Below are 15,255 nucleotides of genomic sequence, written 5' to 3'. Positions count from 1 at the left end.
GGATCCATTCCGTGACCATGCGGCCATGTCCCAGCGGTTGAGAATAGCTGGCAGGTGGACGTCAGATGCATATTGGCGTAACATATTGATACCGTTGTATTCTTTGACATAGGTCACGGAATGGATCCTCGGGTCTGCGCGCGGCGCTTCGCTCCTTGCTCCGCCCGTGGATGACGACGTCACAGGCGTCAATGGCTAGTCGTCAGCGTGACCCACGCCCACCCCTCGCAACTGTCACCATCTGTCACCATTTTGTACGCGTATATCGATTCCGCGTTGACTCCTCGCTGCTTTCGATTTACGAGTGACGAAAATTGAAATTCGTCACTCGTAAATCGAAAGCATCATGTCAGAAGCCGCCAACATTGTGGCCGACCCCGCCAGACAGGAGAATGTGACGCGCATTCTCGACTGTGCCGAGCGCCTGTTCCGGCACTACGGCTACGGCAAGACCAACGTTGCCGACATTGCCCGCGAGCTCGGAATGTCGCCCGCGAACATCTACCGCTTCTTCGCCTCCAAGGTCGAAATCCACCAGGCCGTCTGCGGCCGCATGCTCGGCGCCAGCTACGCGATGGCCTACGAGATTTCGCGCCTGCCGATCAGCGCGGAGGAGCGGCTGCGCCGTTACGTTCACGCCCAGTACAAGATGACGCTGGAAGTCATGCTCGACGACCAGAAGGTGCATGAGATGGTGATCGTCGCGCTCGAGCGCGATTGGGGCGTCATCGACAAGCATGTCGACCGCATTCACGACCTGCTCGCCGACGTTATCCGCCACGGCATAGAGGCCGGCGAGTTCAGGAAGCAGGACCCGGTGATCGCCTCGCGCTGTTTCGGCGCCTCCACCGTCATCCTATGCCATCCGCAGATGGTCGCTCAGTGCCTTGCCAAGACCAACCGGGCAATGCCGGACGACCTCATCGACTACGCAATCAGAGCCTTGAAATAGCCGCTGCCCCGCCGGGTGCCGATCGACGTTTATCTCCAGTTCGGGAGTGCTAAGGTGTCTTTGTCCAGTTCCATCCTCCGCAGGCTGCCGGCCGCCGGCCTCCCAGTCGTCGGCGTCGTTGTCGCGGCGCTCGGGCTTGCCGGCTGCAGCCAAGAGAAGAAAGCGGAATCCCAGGAAGTTATCCGGCCGGTGAAGGTCGTCGAGATCGGCGAGGCCGAGACCACGCGCCAGCTCGACTATTCCGGTTCGGTGCGCGCCCGCACCGAGATGAATCTCGGCTTCCGCATCGCCGGCAAGGTCACCGAGCGTCTCGTCGACATCGGCCAGCATGTGAACGAGGGCGACGTGCTTGCCCGCGTCGACCCCTCCGACTACGAGCTGTCGGTGAAGAGCGCCGAGGCGAGCCTCGACGCCGCCGAGCGGCAGGTCGAGACCGTCGATCTCGCCAGGAAGCGCGCTGAGCAGCTCTATGCCAAGAACTTCGCGCCTAAGTCGCAGCTCGATCAGGCCGTTCTGAGCTATGATCAGGCCGTGGCGACGCGCGATGCCGCCCGTTCGACCCTGGCCCAGGCGCAGAACCAGGTCCATTACACCGATCTCAAGGCCAGCAAGGCCGGCATCGTCACCGCCATCTCGGCCGATATCGGTCAGGTGGTCGGCGCCGGCACGCCGGTCATGACGGTTGCCGTCGACGGTGAGAAGGAAGTGCTTATCGCGGTGCCGGAAATGGACATCGCCGGCTTCCGCCCGGGCAAGGAGGTCAAGGCGAGCTTCTGGTCGGACGACGCGCTGACCCTTGACGGCAAGGTCCGCGAGGTGGCCGGCAGCGCCGACCCGCAGTCGCGCACCTTCGCGGTCCGGGTGTCGCTGCCCAACGATCCGCGCGTGCTGCTCGGCATGACCGCCAATGTCGCGGCGACCGTCGGCAGCAAGGCGCAGCTGGTGTCTATCCCGCTGACCGCGATGGCTGAGAAGGACGGCAAGCACATCGTCTGGACGGTCGACCGCGCGTCCGACACGGTGCATCCGCGCCCGATCAAGGTGGCGAACTTCACCGCCGACGGCGTTGCCGTTGCCGAAGGCCTGAAGCAGGGCGACGTGGTGGTGGCCGCCGGCACACAGTTCATGACCGACAATCTGAAAGTGAAGCCTTCCGGCGATGCCGCCCAGCAGTCCGCCTCGGCGGAGGATGACGTCGCCGCCACCAGCAGCCTGCGCTAACCAGGCGAAAGAACGCCTTTCCCGACCTCGCTGCGCGAGCCGCGAGCCGGGCAGGGCATGGGTTCCGGGCGGCGAAATCGCCCGATCGACGAGACGCGGCATTGGTATCCCCCGCACCACGGCCGCGTCGAGCGCGATTGCGAGTCTCTCTCCGCTTGAGGTGCTCGCCGCCCGGAAGCCCACCGAGAACTCATGAGCCGCAAGGCATGCTGCCTTGCCGCCAATTGGACTGGACCTGCGCCATGACCACGGACAGCAGCACTGAAAAGCGTCCCTTCAACCTCTCGCGCTGGGCGATCGGGCATCCGAGCATCGCGCGCTTCCTGTTCGGCCTCATCATCCTGGCCGGCGCGCTCGGCCTGATGCGCATGGGCCAGAAGGAAGACCCGGACTTCACCTTCCGCGTCATGGTCGTGCAGGCAGTCTGGCCGGGCGCCTCGATCCAGGACATGGAAGACCAGGTCGTCAACAAGATCGAGCGCAAGCTGCAGGAGACGCCGCATCTCGACTTTGTCCGCTCCTACACCCGCGCCGGCAGCGCCATCATCACGCTCCAGGTAAAGGGCGACACCAACGCCGAGGAGGTGAAGGATGCCTTCTACCAGGTGCGCAAGAAGGTCGGCGATATCGCCAACGAACTGCCGCAGGGCCTGCTCGGCCCCTATTTCAACGACGAGTTCGGCGACACCTTCATCACGCTGCATTCGATCAGCGGCGACGGCTTCACCTATCCCGAGCTGAAGAAATTCGCCTTTCAGGCGCGCGACATGCTGCTGGCGACGCCGGGCGTCGAAAAGGCCGTCATCATCGGCGACCAGCCCGAGAAGATCTATATCGATGTGTCCTCCAAGGCGCTCGCCGAGCGCGGCCTGACGGTGCTTGACCTGCAGAATGCCGTGAAAGGGCAGAACGCCGTCGATCCGGCGGGCTCTGTCGATACCGGCCTGCGCTCGGTTCGCATCTCGGTCGAAGGCGACGTCACCAAGGCCGCCGATATTCGCGAGCTGAGGCTGCGCGCCGGCAATCAGGTGACGCGTCTTGGCGACATCGCCACGGTCTCCTCCGGCCTCGAGGACCCTTATGAGCGCAAGTACCGCTTCAACGGCCACGAAAGCGTCCAGGTCGGCGTCGTCATGGCCAAGGGCTTCAATGTCAGGGACGTCGGTAAGGATGTCGAGGCGACCTACAAGCGCTTCGAGGAAGGTCTGCCCTATGGCGTTGCGGTCGACCAGATCTCCGACCAGCCGGAGGTGGTCAAGGATGCCGTCAACGAATTCATGGAGGCGCTCGGCGAAGCGTTGCTGATCGTTCTCGTCGTCTCGTTCCTGTCGATCGGCTGGCGCTCCGGCCTGGTGATCGCGATCGCCATCCCGCTGGTTTTAGCCGCCACCTTCGCCATCATGTACGAGATCGGCATCGACCTGCAGCGCATCTCGCTCGGCGCGCTGATCATCGCGCTCGGTCTGCTGGTCGACGACGCCATGATCGTCGTCGAGATGATGGAGCGCAAGCTGGAGGAGGGGCTGGTCAAGATCGAGGCGGCGAGCTTCGCCTATTCCTCGACCGCCTTCCCGATGCTGACCGGCACGCTGATCACCACCGCGGGCTTCATCCCGGTCGGCTTCGCGGCCTCCACCGCGGGCGAATATGTGCGCACGCTGTTCTATGTCGTCGGCATCGCACTGGTCGTGTCGTGGTTCGTCGCGGTCTATTTCACGCCGTGGCTGGGCTACATGATCCTGAAGCAGCGCAAGCACGCCGGCACCCACCACGACGTTTTCGACACCGGCTTCTACCGGCGGCTGCGTGCGACGGTCACCTGGGCCGTGCGCCACCGCATCATCGTGCTGGCGATGACGCTGGTCACTTTCGGCACCAGCCTCTGGGCCTTCCAGTTCATCCCGCAGAACTTCTTCCCGCAGTCGTCACGTCCGGAAATTCTGGTCGATCTCTGGCTGCCGGAAGGTACCTCGATCAAGGAAGTCGAGAACCAAGCCAAGGCGCTCGAAGCGAAGATGATGGACGACCAGGACAAGCGCTTCATCGCTACCTATATTGGCGAGGGCGCTCCGCGCTTCTTCCTGCCGCTCGACCAGCAGCTTCGCAATCCGAACTTCGCCCAGCTTCTGGTGATGGCCAAGGATGAGCCGGCGCGCGAGCGGCTGATCGTCAAGATGCGAGGCATTCTCGCCAAGGACTTCCCGTCGATCCGCGCCAAGGTCGATCGTTTGTTCCTCGGTCCGCCGACCGGCTGGCCGGTGCAAATGCGCGTCATGGGTCCGGATCGCCAGGAGGTGCGTCGCATCGCCGACGAGGTGAAGGCAAAGTTCGAAGCAAACCCGCAGCTCGGCGCCGTCCATGACGACTGGCTGGAGCCGGTGCCCGCGATGAAGCTGGTGATCGACCAGGACCGAGCCCGGGCACTAGGCGTCACATCGCAGCGCATTCGCCAGATGCTGCAGGCAACGATGTCCGGTGCGCCGCTCGACGATTTCCGCGACGGCGAAGAGACGGTCTCGATCGTCGCCCGCGAGCCGGAGGCGACCCGTCATCTGCTGTCCTCGGTCGACTCCGTCTACATCCCGACCGACTTCGGCGGTTCCGTGCCCCTGTCCCAGGTGGCGAAAGTGGTGCCCGTGATGGAGCAGGGCATAGAGTGGCGGCGCGACCGTCTGCCGACCATCAGCGTGCGCGCCACGTTGCCGGATGGCGTGCAGTCGAACGACGTCGTCACCAAGATGTACAACGACATGAAGGACCTCCGCGCCGGCCTTGCCCCCGGCTACAAGATCGAGATCCAGGGCGGCGCGGAGGACTCGGCCGAAAGCCAGGCCTCGATCGCCGCCAAGGCACCGATCATGCTGGCTGTCATCGTCATCTTGCTGATGGTCCAGCTGCAGCATTTCGGCAAGTCGATGCTGGTGCTGGCCACCGGCCCGCTGGGCATCATCGGCGCCGCGGCAGCCCTGCTGATCAGCGGCGCGCCGTTCGGCTTTGTCGCCATCCTCGGCGTCATCGCGCTGCTCGGCATCATCATGCGAAACTCGATCATCCTGGTCGACCAGATCGACCAGGATATCGTCGCCGGCATGGATCGATCGGAAGCGATCGTCGGCGCTGCGGTGCGCCGCTTCCGCCCGATCATGCTGACGGCGCTGACCGCGGTGCTTGCGCTGATCCCGATCTCGCGCGCCGTCTTCTGGGGGCCTCTGGCCTACGCCATGATGGGCGGCATCCTCGTCGCCACCGTGCTCACCATCCTGGTGCTGCCGGCGGGCTATGCCCTGTTCTTCGGCCGCGAGCCCAAGAAGGCCAAGACCGACGAGCAGGCGCAGGAGCCGGAACAGGTCGAAGGCATCGAAAGACCGCAACTGGCGCTGGCTGCGGAATAAGAAGGTGGCAACCTCGCATCATCCGCCATCGGCGAAAGCCGGTGGCGGATGATGCGCATCGAAAGAACGCCTCGCGCCGCCGCGGCGCGCTCGGCGAGGCGCCTACGCCAATTCCTCGGAATGCGCGACCGTCACGCCATACTCCGCGGCCGAGTCGAGCATCGTATGCCACAGGTTTTCGGCGAAGGTTGCGAATACCAAGAGGTTGAACACGGCCTGGCCGTCTTGTCGGTTCTTCCCGCGCCAGAGCGTCACGCTGGTATGGTCGATCGAGGTGGCGGCTGCCGTGCCGACCGGGAATATTTCGGGGTGCAGGTCGATCGACGACAGCTTGGCCAGCATCGTGCGCGCCGTGTCGCCGGAAACGCTGATCAATGCGCGCGCATGTGATTGATCGGAAAGCGAGGCCAAACCGGCAAACACGCGGGCAAGGGTCTCCCTCCTTTGCCCGCCGCCTCTCGACAGCACCAGAAACTGGTCCGGTCCTGACCAGATCAGCGTCGCGTCGGCCGGGTCGGCCGCCTTGGGTGTTTCCGGCGCGGCGACGCCGAAGCGAGCCTTCGCGGCATTGACCGTCTCGGCCGCCTTGCCGCGACGCGCCATCACCTGAACGAGGTCGAAATTGCGGATCTCGGTCAGCGACACGCCGGCTTCGCCCGGCGCGCCATAACGGCCGGCGACCAGGGCGCGCTCGAGCGGGCTGCGGATGTTCCAGGAAAAATCAGCCACGCTGGCGCCCTCCATCCGGATCGTAGAAGACGGAATTGCAGAGCTCGACATCGTACTCCTCGCCACGCAGCGGATCATGCGCGCGCACGATCTCGCCGATGCGCTCGCGGCCACGCTCGACGAGGCCGAGCCCGATCCACTGGTCGAGCACCGGTGAGAAGCAGACCGAGGTTACATAGCCCTGGTCGTTGTCTGGTCCGGGGGTCTCGCCCTTGGGAACGATGTGCGCGCCGGAGCGTAGGCGGCGCGCCTTGTCGGTCGGCTTGATGCCGACGACCACCTGCCGGTTCGGCGCGACGAGTGCTTCGCGGCCGGCCATGACGCGGCCGATGAAATCCTTCTTGGTCGACATCATCTTGCCGAGACCGAGATCGGCAGCCGTTGTGGTGCCGTTGAGCTCCGGTCCGGCGACATGGCCCTTTTCGATGCGCATCACGCCGAGCGCCTCGGTGCCGTAAGGCGTCACGCCGAACGGCTTTCCCGCGATCATCAGGTTGCGCGCCAGAGCCTCGCCGTAGCGCGCCGGCACCGAAATCTCGAACGCCATCTCGCCGGAGAAGGAGATCCGGAGCAGCCTCGCCTTGATGCCGCCGCGCAGCTTGACTTCGCGCGCCCCCATGAACGGAAAGCCTTCGTTCGACAGGTCTTCGGCCGGATCGACGATCTCCTTCAGCAGATCGCGGGTCTTCGGACCGGCGAGGGAGAATTGCGCCCACTGGTCGGAGACCGAGGTCAGCTGCACGTCGAGTTCGGGGAACAGGACCTGGCGGCAGAATTCGAGATGCTGCATCACCAGCCCAGCCTTGGCGGTCGTGGTTGTGAGGAAATAATGGTCCTCGGCCAGGCGCGAGGTGGTGCCGTCGTCATAGACGACACCGTCCTCGCGCAGCATCAGTCCATAACGCGCCTTGCCGACTGCGAGGCTGGAGAACGCGTTGATATAGACGCGGTCCAGGAAGGCTCCGGCATCCCGACCGTGCACGTCGATCTTGCCCAGCGTCGAGACATCGCAGAAGCCGACGCCGCTTCGCACCGCCTTGACCTCGCGGGTGACCGATTCCAGCCAGTCTTTTTCGCCGGGCAACGGATACCATTGCGCGCGCTTCCACAGGCCGGTGTCGACGAACACGGCACCCTGTTCGGCCGCCCAGTGATGCGACGGCGTCAGCCGCGTCGCATGGAAATTCTCGTCGCGGTGGTGGCCGGCGAAGGCGCCGATGGCGACCGGCACATAAGGCGGCCGGTAGATGGTCGTGCCTGTTTCGGGAATGGATTTGCCGCTCACCGCCGCCATGATCGCGAGGCCGGCCACATTCGAAGTCTTGCCCTGGTCGGTCGCCATGCCGAGCGTCGTGTAGCGCTTCAGATGCTCGACCGACTCGAAACCCTCGCGCTGCGCCAGCGCGACATCGGACGCCGTCACGTCATGCTGCTGGTCGACGAAGGCCTTGCCTTTGCCGGCGACATGCCAGAGCGGCGTCAGCGAAAAGGCCTCGTCGTCGGCGAGGGGCGCCGATCCGGCGTTGCCGCTCCGTCCCGTATCGCGCGCCGCTGCCGCACCTGCCTCGAAACCTTCCCGCAGGCAGGCGCCAAGGCCGAAGGCGCCGTTCGCCGCGCCTGCCGCCGCCATGCCGGGCGGCGCGCCGTCCGGCACGAAGGCGGCGATATCGTCGCGCCATTTCGGCCGGCCGCGATGATAGGAGGTGAGGCCGACCACAGGGTTCCAGCCGCCAGAGACGGCAAGCCCGTCGGCCTCGACTTCGGCGCGCGCGCCGCCGGTCAGCGACACGGAAATCTTGCGCACACCGCTCTTGCCGCCGTCGACGCCGCTGACTGAGCCGTTAAGCACCGGGAAGCCGCCCTTGCCGGCCAGCGAGCGACGGGCCGGCGAAACGTCTGGCCGCCCATCGATCACCGCAGCGACCTGCAGTCCGGCTGCGATCGCAGCCTCCGCCGTGCGCCAGCCATCCTCATTGTTGGTGAACAGCGCAATGCGTCGCGCCGGTGCAGCGGCGTAGCGGTTGATGTAGCTGCGCATGGCGGAGGCCATCATCACGCCAGGCGTATCGTTGCCGGCGAAGACGATGGGACGTTCGATCGCGCCCGCCGCGACGACGCAGCGCTTGGCGACGATACGCCAAAGCCGCTGCCGCACCTGATGCTCCGGCGGTGCCGATAGATGGTCGTTGACGCGCTCGATCGCGCCATAGGTACCGCCGTCATAGACGCCGAACAGCGTCGTGCGCGTCATGATGCGAACATCCGGCATCGCCGCGAGTTCGTCCAGGGTACGGGCAATCCACTCGGCCGCCGGCAGCCCGTCGATCGTACCGCCATCGGCAAGCAAGCGCCCGCCGAGCACAAAATCCTCCTCGCACAGGATGACGCGCGCGCCGCAGCGCGCGGCGGCAAGGGCGGCGGCGAGGCCGGCCGGACCGGAGCCGGCGATCGCCACGTCGCAATGCGCCCACGCTTTGTCATAGCGATCGGGATCGGGAATGCCCGCCGCGCGGCCGAGGCCGGCGGCGCGGCGAATCGCCGGTTCGTAGATCGTTTCCCAGAACTTCGCCGGCCACATGAAGGTCTTGTAGTAGAAGCCGGCGACGAAAATCGGCGCGAAGAGCTGGTTGACCGCCATGACGTCGAAATTGAGCGACGGCCAGCGGTTCTGGCTGGCGGCCTCGAGCCCTTCATAGAGCTCGGCGGTCGTTGCCTTGGTGTTCGGCTCGCGCCTTGCGCCACTGCGCAGCTCGACCAGCGCGTTTGGCTCTTCCGAACCCGCCGTCAGGATGCCGCGCGGGCGGTGATATTTGAACGAGCGGCCGACCAGCTTGACGCCGTTGGCGACGAGCGCCGAGGCAAGCGTATCGCCCTGGAAGCCGGAGAGTGTCTTGCCGTCGAAGCGGAAGCTCAGCGGCGTCGAGCGGTCGATAAGGCCGCCGGCGGCCAGACGGTTTGCCTGGTTGCCGCGCATCAAGCACCAACCTTGGCGGAGCCGGCGCCCGCCGCCGGCTCGACAGCCGAAATCTCATGCGTCAGCGTGCTGCGCGTGACCTTCAGCCAGGCCCGGCAGCCGCCGCCGTGATACCAATGCTCGCTCATCACACCGGCGATGTTGTCGCGCAGGTAGACGTAGTCGTAGACGGCGTCTTCACCGGAATCGGCAGGCGGGCGCTGCGGCTTGGCGTCGCCGAGATAGGTGAACTCGCCGAGTTCGCGTTCGCCGCAGAAGGGACAGACTATGCGCATGGTCGGGTCTTCAATGGAGGTTCGGTTGGGCGCCCTGGCCCTTCTCGTCAATCATGGCGCCGCGCTGGAACCGGTCGAGGCGGAAGCGGGCGGCTTCCTTGTGCGATTGATCGCGGGCGATGAGATGAGCAAAGACGAAGCCGGAGCCAGGCGTCGCCTTGAAGCCGCCATAGCACCAGCCGGCATTGAGATAGAGGCCGTCGACCGGGCTCTTGTCGATGATGGGCGAGCCGTCCATCGACATGTCCATGATGCCGCCCCATTGGCGCAGGAGCCGCACGCGGCCGATCATCGGGATCAGCGCCATGCCGCCTTCGCAGACATCCTCCACGACAGGCAGATTGCCGCGCTGGGCATAGGAGTTGTAGCCGTCGATGTCGCCGCCGAAGACCAGCCCGCCCTTGTCCGACTGGCTGACATAGAAATGCCCGGCGCCGAAGGTCATGACGTTGGGCAGGAGCGGCTTGATCGCTTCGGAGACGAAGGCCTGCAGTACATGGCTCTCGATCGGCAGGCGCAGTCCGGCCATCGCCGCGACGCGTGAGGAACTGCCCGCGACCGCCATGCCGACCTTGCCGGCGCCGATCCGGCCGCGCGAGGTCTCGACGCCGGAGACCTTGCCGTTGGTGTCGCGCAGGAAGCCGGTGACTTCGCAGTTCTGGATGATGTCGACGCCGAGCTCGCTCGCCGCGTGCGCATAGCCCCACACCACGGCATCGTGACGCGCCGTGCCGCCGCGCCGCTGTAAGAGCCCGCCCTGCACCGGGAAGCGCGCATTGTCGAAGTTCAGGAACGGCATCATCTTCCTGAGCGCCGCCTGGTCGAGCAGCTCGGCATCTATGCCGTTGATGCGCATGGTGTTGCCGCGTCGGGCAAAGGCGTCGCGCTGCGCGTCGGAATGGTAGAGGTTGATGACGCCGCGCTGGCTGACCATCGCGTTGTAGTTCAAATCCTGCTCCATCCGCTCCCACAGCTTCATCGACAGTTCGTAGAAGCCGGTGTTGCCGGGCAGGCCGTAATTGGAGCGGATGATGGTAGTGTTGCGGCCGGCATTGCCGGAGCCGATCCAGCCCTTCTCAAGCACGGCAACGTTGCGGATGCCGAACTCGCTGGCGAGGAACCAGGCCGTCGCCAGCCCGTGCCCGCCGCCGCCGATGATCACCACGTCGTAGCGATCCTTCGGCGCCGCGTCCCGCCAGGTCGGCTTCCAGGTCTTGTGGCCGGAGAGGGCGGCACGGGCGAGCGAGAAGATCGAGTATTTCATGAAATCATTCCGAGGCCGCTCGCCCACGCCGACTCTTCTCTATCGCATCGGATTGCACGGCCGACGGGCTTTAGATGTCCAGCGTGTGGTCGCGCTCCCACTGCGTGAAGTGCGAAGCATAGGAATTCCATTCCTGTTGCTTCAGCTTTAGATATGCCGACGAAAATTCCTCACCCAGCGCCGCCTTCAGCGATTTGTCCTTGTCGAACTCACGCAGCGCATCGAGCAGGTTGAGCGGCAGTTTCGGCGCATCCGTCACGGTATGACCGAACTGGTACATGTCGATGTCGTAGCGCTTGCCGGGATCGGCCTTCGAGCGGATGCCGTCGAGGCCGGCAGCGATGATCACTGCCTGCAGCAAATAGGGATTGGCGGCGCCGTCCGGCAGACGCAGCTCGAAGCGGCCCGGTCCCGGCACGCGCACCATGTGCGTACGGTTGTTACCGGTCCAGGTCACGGTGTTCGGCGCCCAGGTCGCGCCCGAAATGGTGCGCGGCGCATTGATGCGCTTGTAGGAATTGACCGTCGGGTTGGTGATCGCGGCAAGTGCCGAAGCATGCTTCATGATGCCGCCGAGGAAGTTCCTGCCCTTGGCGGACAGGCCGAGCTCCTCCGAATTGTCGGCGAAGACATTGGTCTTGCCGGTCTCGCCCCACACCGAGATGTGCGCATGGCAGCCATTGCCGGTCAGGCCCTGGAAGGGCTTGGGCATGAAAGTCGCGCGCAGCCCATGCTTTTCCGCAACTGACTTGACCATGAACTTGAAGAAAGAGTGCTTGTCGGCGGTCGCCAGCGCGTGATCGAAGGTCCAGTTCATTTCGAACTGGCCGTTGGCGTCCTCATGGTCGTTCTGGTACGGACCCCAGCCCAGCGCCAGCATATGGTCGCAGATCTCGGCGATCACGTCGTAGCGGCGCATCACCGCTTGCTGGTCGTAGCAGGGTTTCGACGCCGTGTCGTACTGGTCGGAGATAGCGCTGCCGTCCGGCGAGATCAGGAAGAACTCGGCCTCGATGCCGGTCTTGACATGCATGCCGTCGCGGGCGGCCTCTTCGATCAGGCGCTTCAGCGTGTTGCGCGGCGCCTGGTCGACGAGCTTGTCGTCCATCACGCAGGTGGCGGCCACCCAGGCTACCTCCGGCTTCCACGGCAGCTGGATCACCGAATCCGGATCCGGCACCGCCAGCATGTCGGGGTGCGCCGGCGTGAGATCGAGCCACGTGGCGAAGCCGGCAAATCCCGCGCCGTCCTTCTGCATGTCGGCGATCGCCTGCGCCGGCACCAGCTTGGCACGCTGCCCGCCGAACAGGTCGGTGTAGGAGATCATGAAGTATTTGACGCCGTTCTCCTTGGCGAATGCGGCGAGATCGTTCCCCATTATAGTTCCTCGCTTATGTGATCCTGGATGGTGTGTCCTAGAAGCCGTTCTTCCCCGGTATCCAGTTGGTACCGGCAAGCGGCACGCCGGCCATGGCGGCTGCTTCGATGCTGAGCGCGACCAGGTCCTCGGGCTCGAGATTGTGCAGGCTGTTCTTGCCGCAGGCGCGGGCAATGGTTTGAGCCTCGAGCGTCATCACCTTCAAGTAGTTGGCGAGCCGCCGACCGGCGGCGATCGGATCGACGCGCTTCATCAACTCGGGATCCTGCGTGGTGATGCCGGCCGGGTCCTTGCCTTCGTGCCAGTCGTCATAGGCGCCGGCCGTGGTGCCGAGCGCGTTGTAATCCGTCTCCCAGCGCGGGTCGTTGTCGCCAAGCGCCACGAGTGCGGCGGTGCCGATCGACACCGCGTCGACGCCGAGCGCCAGCGCCTTGGCGACATCGGCGCCGTTGCGGATGCCGCCGGAGACGATCAGCTGCACCTTGCGGTGCATGCCGAGGTCCTGCAGCGCCTGCACCGCCGGCCTGATGCAGGCGAGCGTCGGCTGACCGACGTTCTCGATGAATACTTCCTGGGTCGCGGCGGTGCCGCCCTGCATGCCGTCGACTACGACTACGTCGGCGCCGGCCTTCACCGCAAGCGCGGTGTCGTAATAAGGACGGGCGCCCCCGACCTTGACGTAGATCGGCTTCTCCCAGTCGGTGATCTCGCGCAGCTCCAGGATCTTGATCTCGAGATCGTCGGGGCCGGTCCAGTCGGGATGGCGCGAGGCCGAGCGCTGGTCGATGCCCTTGGGCAGTGTGCGCATCTCGGCGACGCGGTCGGAGATCTTCTGTCCCAGCAGCATGCCGCCGCCGCCGGGCTTGGCGCCCTGTCCGACGACAACTTCGATCGCATCGGCACGGCGTAGGTCGCGCGGGTTCATGCCGTAGCGCGAAGGCAGGTATTGGTAGACCAGCGTCTTCGAATGGCCGCGCTCTTCCTCGGTCATGCCGCCATCGCCGGTAGTGGTCGAGGTGCCGGAAAGCGTCGCGCCTCGGCCGAGCGCTTCCTTGGCCGGACCGGAGAGCGAGCCGAAGCTCATGCCGGCAATGGTGATTGGGATCTTCAGCTCGATCGGCTTTTTGGCATGACGAGAACCGAGCACCACGCTGGTATCGCAGCGCTCCCGATAGCCTTCTAGCGGATAGCGCGAGATCGAGGCACCGAGGAACAGGAGGTCGTCGAAATGCGGCAGCTTGCGCTTAGCGCCGGCGCCGCGGATATCGTAGATGCCGGTCGCTGCTGCGCGGCGAATCTCGGAAAGCGTGTAGTCGTCGAAGGTCGCGGACTTGCGTGGCGTCGTTGGCGGGTTGCGGTAGGTCATCTTGCCTCAATACGCGTCGGCGTTGTCGATATTGAAATTGTAGAGCTTCCGGGCCGAGCCGTAGCGCTTGAACTCCGAAGCCTTGACGTCGGTGACGCCCGCCTTGTCGAGCAGGCCCTGCAGCAGTTCGATGTGCTCGGGCCGCATCTCCTTGGCGATGCAGTCCGCACCCAGGCTCTCGACCTTGCCGCGCACGAAGAGCCGCGCCTCATAGATGGAATCGCCCAGCGCATCGCCGGCATCGCCCAGCACTACCAGATTGCCGGACTGCGCCATGAAGGCCGACATGTGGCCGATATTGCCGTGCACGACGATATCGATGCCCTTCATCGAGATGCCGCAGCGCGAGGAAGCATTGCCCTCGATGACCAAGAGGCCGCCGCGGCCGGTGGCGCCGGCATACTGGCTGGCATCGCCTTTGACCACGATCGAGCCGGACATCATGTTTTCGCCGACACCGGGGCCGGCCGAGCCATGCACGGTGATCGTGGCGCCGTCATTCATGCCGGCGCAGTAATAGCCGACGCTGCCCCGCACATCGATGCTGATCGGCTGGTCGACCCCGACGGCGACCGAATGGCTGCCTTTCGGGTTGAGCACTTCCCAGGCAGTTTCGTTCGAGCCGGGGGTCATCTGATGAAGCGCCTGGTTCAGCTCGCGCAGCGACTGTTCTGCGAGGTCGAACACCCTCGCATGACCTTGCTCGCGCTGCGCCTTCGGCATGGGTGTTGCAGGCATGAACTCAATGCTCCCAGAAATAGACCGTTGCGGGCTCCGGCTCCCAGACCCTCGCATTGTCTATGCCGGGCAATTTTGTGAGCGCGCGATATTCCGAGCCAAATGCGACATACTGGTCGGTCTCGGCCATCACGGCCGGCTTGCAGGCGATCGGATCGCGCACAACGCCGAAGCCGTTCTTGGTCCCGACGACGAAGGTGAAAAAGCCGTCGAGGTCGGAGAGCGTGCCTTCGAGCGCTTCGCCGAGATTCTTGCCATGCGCCATCCTGTTGGAGAGATAGGCGGCCGCCACTTCCGTATCATTCTCCGTCTCGAAGGTCATGCCTTCGCGCACCAGCTCGCGGCGGACATTGTTGTGGTTGGAGAGCGAACCGTTGTGCACCAAGCACTGGTCGGTGCCGGTCGAGAAGGGATGCGCGCCCATCGTAGTGACCGCCGACTCCGTCGCCATGCGGGTATGGCCGATACCATGCGTGCCGGTCATCGAGCGCACGTCGAAGCGATCGACGACGGCCTCCGGCAGGCCAACTTCCTTGTAAATCTCGACCGCTTCGCCGGCGCCCATGATGCGGATATCGGGCCGAAGCGACTGCAGCGCCACACGCGCGGCGTCGACCTTGTCGGGCGTGGTGCGGATAACCGCATGCGTCGACTTCACCGCGACGCTCACCGGCGCGCCGAACGCCTTGGCGAGCTCGACGTCGAGGCCGCGGAAATCGCGCTCGGGCTTCGGCGACTGCACGGTGATCTTGGCCTCATTGCCGGTCGCCGCGCCATAGATGGCGATGCCGGCGCTGTCCGGACCGCGGTCGCTGAGCGAGATAAGCATCTCCGACAGCATCGCGCCGAGCTTCGGCTCCAGCGTCTTGTCCTTGAGGAAAAGTCCGACGATTCCGCACATGTCAGCCTCCGACGTTTGTGGCTTCCAGATGGTGTACCGAATCAAATCCGCCAATTCAATGGTAT

11 protein-coding genes are annotated in these 15,255 nt (G+C 64.9%); 3 read left to right on the top strand and 8 right to left on the bottom strand.

What is annotated here, in order from left to right; translation table 11 throughout:
* Positions 1-346 precede the first annotated feature (346 nt).
* The 3 genes from CK215_RS07095 to CK215_RS07085 all read left to right on the top strand — a co-directional run bounded on the left by CK215_RS07095 (position 347) and on the right by CK215_RS07085 (position 5,565).
* On the top strand, positions 347-952 hold the full coding sequence (locus tag CK215_RS07095; RefSeq protein WP_095830492.1) for a TetR family transcriptional regulator: 606 nt from the start codon (positions 347-349) through the stop codon (positions 950-952).
* 54 nt (positions 953-1,006) lie between these two features.
* Positions 1,007-2,173 carry an efflux RND transporter periplasmic adaptor subunit gene (locus tag CK215_RS07090; protein WP_095830609.1) on the top strand — a complete coding sequence of 389 codons (1,167 nt, stop codon included), beginning with the start codon at positions 1,007-1,009 and terminating at the stop codon, positions 2,171-2,173.
* A gap of 242 nt (positions 2,174-2,415) precedes the next feature.
* Complete coding sequence (locus CK215_RS07085; RefSeq protein ID WP_095830491.1) at positions 2,416-5,565, top strand: efflux RND transporter permease subunit; 3,150 nt, start codon at positions 2,416-2,418, stop codon at positions 5,563-5,565.
* A 102-nt stretch (positions 5,566-5,667) separates the two neighbouring features.
* Here the strand turns inward: CK215_RS07085 and CK215_RS07080 are convergent, their stop codons facing one another.
* The 8 genes from CK215_RS07080 to CK215_RS07045 form a co-directional block, all read right to left on the bottom strand.
* Positions 5,668-6,294, bottom strand: coding sequence for a sarcosine oxidase subunit gamma family protein (locus tag CK215_RS07080; protein WP_095830608.1), 627 nt, complete (start codon positions 6,292-6,294; stop codon positions 5,668-5,670).
* The gene (locus CK215_RS07075) at positions 6,287-9,268 is read right to left on the bottom strand and encodes a sarcosine oxidase subunit alpha (RefSeq protein WP_095830490.1); all 2,982 of its coding nucleotides are present in this window, start codon (positions 9,266-9,268) and stop codon (positions 6,287-6,289) included. The genes CK215_RS07080 and CK215_RS07075 overlap by 8 nt, the downstream gene beginning before the upstream one ends.
* The gene (locus CK215_RS07070) at positions 9,268-9,543 is read right to left on the bottom strand and encodes a sarcosine oxidase subunit delta (RefSeq protein ID WP_095830489.1); all 276 of its coding nucleotides are present in this window, start codon (positions 9,541-9,543) and stop codon (positions 9,268-9,270) included. Before CK215_RS07070 ends, CK215_RS07075 begins: the two co-directional genes overlap by 1 nt.
* Positions 9,544-9,553: 10 nt before the next feature.
* Positions 9,554-10,807 (bottom strand): sarcosine oxidase subunit beta family protein, encoded by a 1,254-nt coding sequence (locus tag CK215_RS07065; protein ID WP_095830607.1) that lies wholly within the window; start codon positions 10,805-10,807, stop codon positions 9,554-9,556.
* Positions 10,808-10,877: 70 nt separating this feature from the next.
* Entirely contained in the window at positions 10,878-12,185 is a 1,308-nt protein-coding gene (gene glnT, locus CK215_RS07060) for a type III glutamate--ammonia ligase (protein WP_095830488.1), read from the bottom strand.
* Between the two features lie 37 nt (positions 12,186-12,222).
* Positions 12,223-13,551, bottom strand: coding sequence for an FMN-binding glutamate synthase family protein (locus CK215_RS07055; RefSeq protein ID WP_066988947.1), 1,329 nt, complete (start codon positions 13,549-13,551; stop codon positions 12,223-12,225).
* Positions 13,552-13,557: 6 nt separating this feature from the next.
* The gene (locus CK215_RS07050; protein ID WP_066988945.1) at positions 13,558-14,289 is read right to left on the bottom strand and encodes a GXGXG domain-containing protein; all 732 of its coding nucleotides are present in this window, start codon (positions 14,287-14,289) and stop codon (positions 13,558-13,560) included.
* Positions 14,290-14,293: 4 nt separating this feature from the next.
* Positions 14,294-15,190 (bottom strand): glutamine amidotransferase family protein, encoded by an 897-nt coding sequence (locus CK215_RS07045; RefSeq protein WP_095830486.1) that lies wholly within the window; start codon positions 15,188-15,190, stop codon positions 14,294-14,296.
* Positions 15,191-15,255 lie beyond the last annotated feature (65 nt).

The sequence above is a fragment of the Mesorhizobium sp. WSM3864 genome (genome assembly GCF_002294955.1).
Lineage (GTDB): Bacteria > Pseudomonadota > Alphaproteobacteria > Rhizobiales > Rhizobiaceae > Mesorhizobium.
This window is presented reverse-complemented; position numbering and strand designations above follow the sequence as displayed.

Excerpts from the sequence above, each read along its gene's own strand:
- CK215_RS07095 (WP_095830492.1), top strand. The coding sequence starts at position 347 with ATGTCAGAAGCCGCCAACATTGTGGCCGACCCCGCCAGACAGGAGAAT.
- CK215_RS07085 (WP_095830491.1), top strand. The coding sequence starts at position 2,416 with ATGACCACGGACAGCAGCACTGAAAAGCGTCCCTTCAACCTCTCGCGC.
- CK215_RS07075 (WP_095830490.1), bottom strand. The coding sequence starts at position 9,268 with ATGCGCGGCAACCAGGCAAACCGTCTGGCCGCCGGCGGCCTTATCGAC.
- CK215_RS07070 (WP_095830489.1), bottom strand. The coding sequence starts at position 9,543 with ATGCGCATAGTCTGTCCCTTCTGCGGCGAACGCGAACTCGGCGAGTTC.
- CK215_RS07065 (WP_095830607.1), bottom strand. The coding sequence starts at position 10,807 with ATGAAATACTCGATCTTCTCGCTCGCCCGTGCCGCCCTCTCCGGCCAC.
- glnT (WP_095830488.1), bottom strand. The coding sequence starts at position 12,185 with ATGGGGAACGATCTCGCCGCATTCGCCAAGGAGAACGGCGTCAAATAC.
- CK215_RS07055 (WP_066988947.1), bottom strand. The coding sequence starts at position 13,551 with ATGACCTACCGCAACCCGCCAACGACGCCACGCAAGTCCGCGACCTTC.
- CK215_RS07050 (WP_066988945.1), bottom strand. The coding sequence starts at position 14,289 with ATGCCTGCAACACCCATGCCGAAGGCGCAGCGCGAGCAAGGTCATGCG.
- CK215_RS07045 (WP_095830486.1), bottom strand. The coding sequence starts at position 15,190 with ATGTGCGGAATCGTCGGACTTTTCCTCAAGGACAAGACGCTGGAGCCG.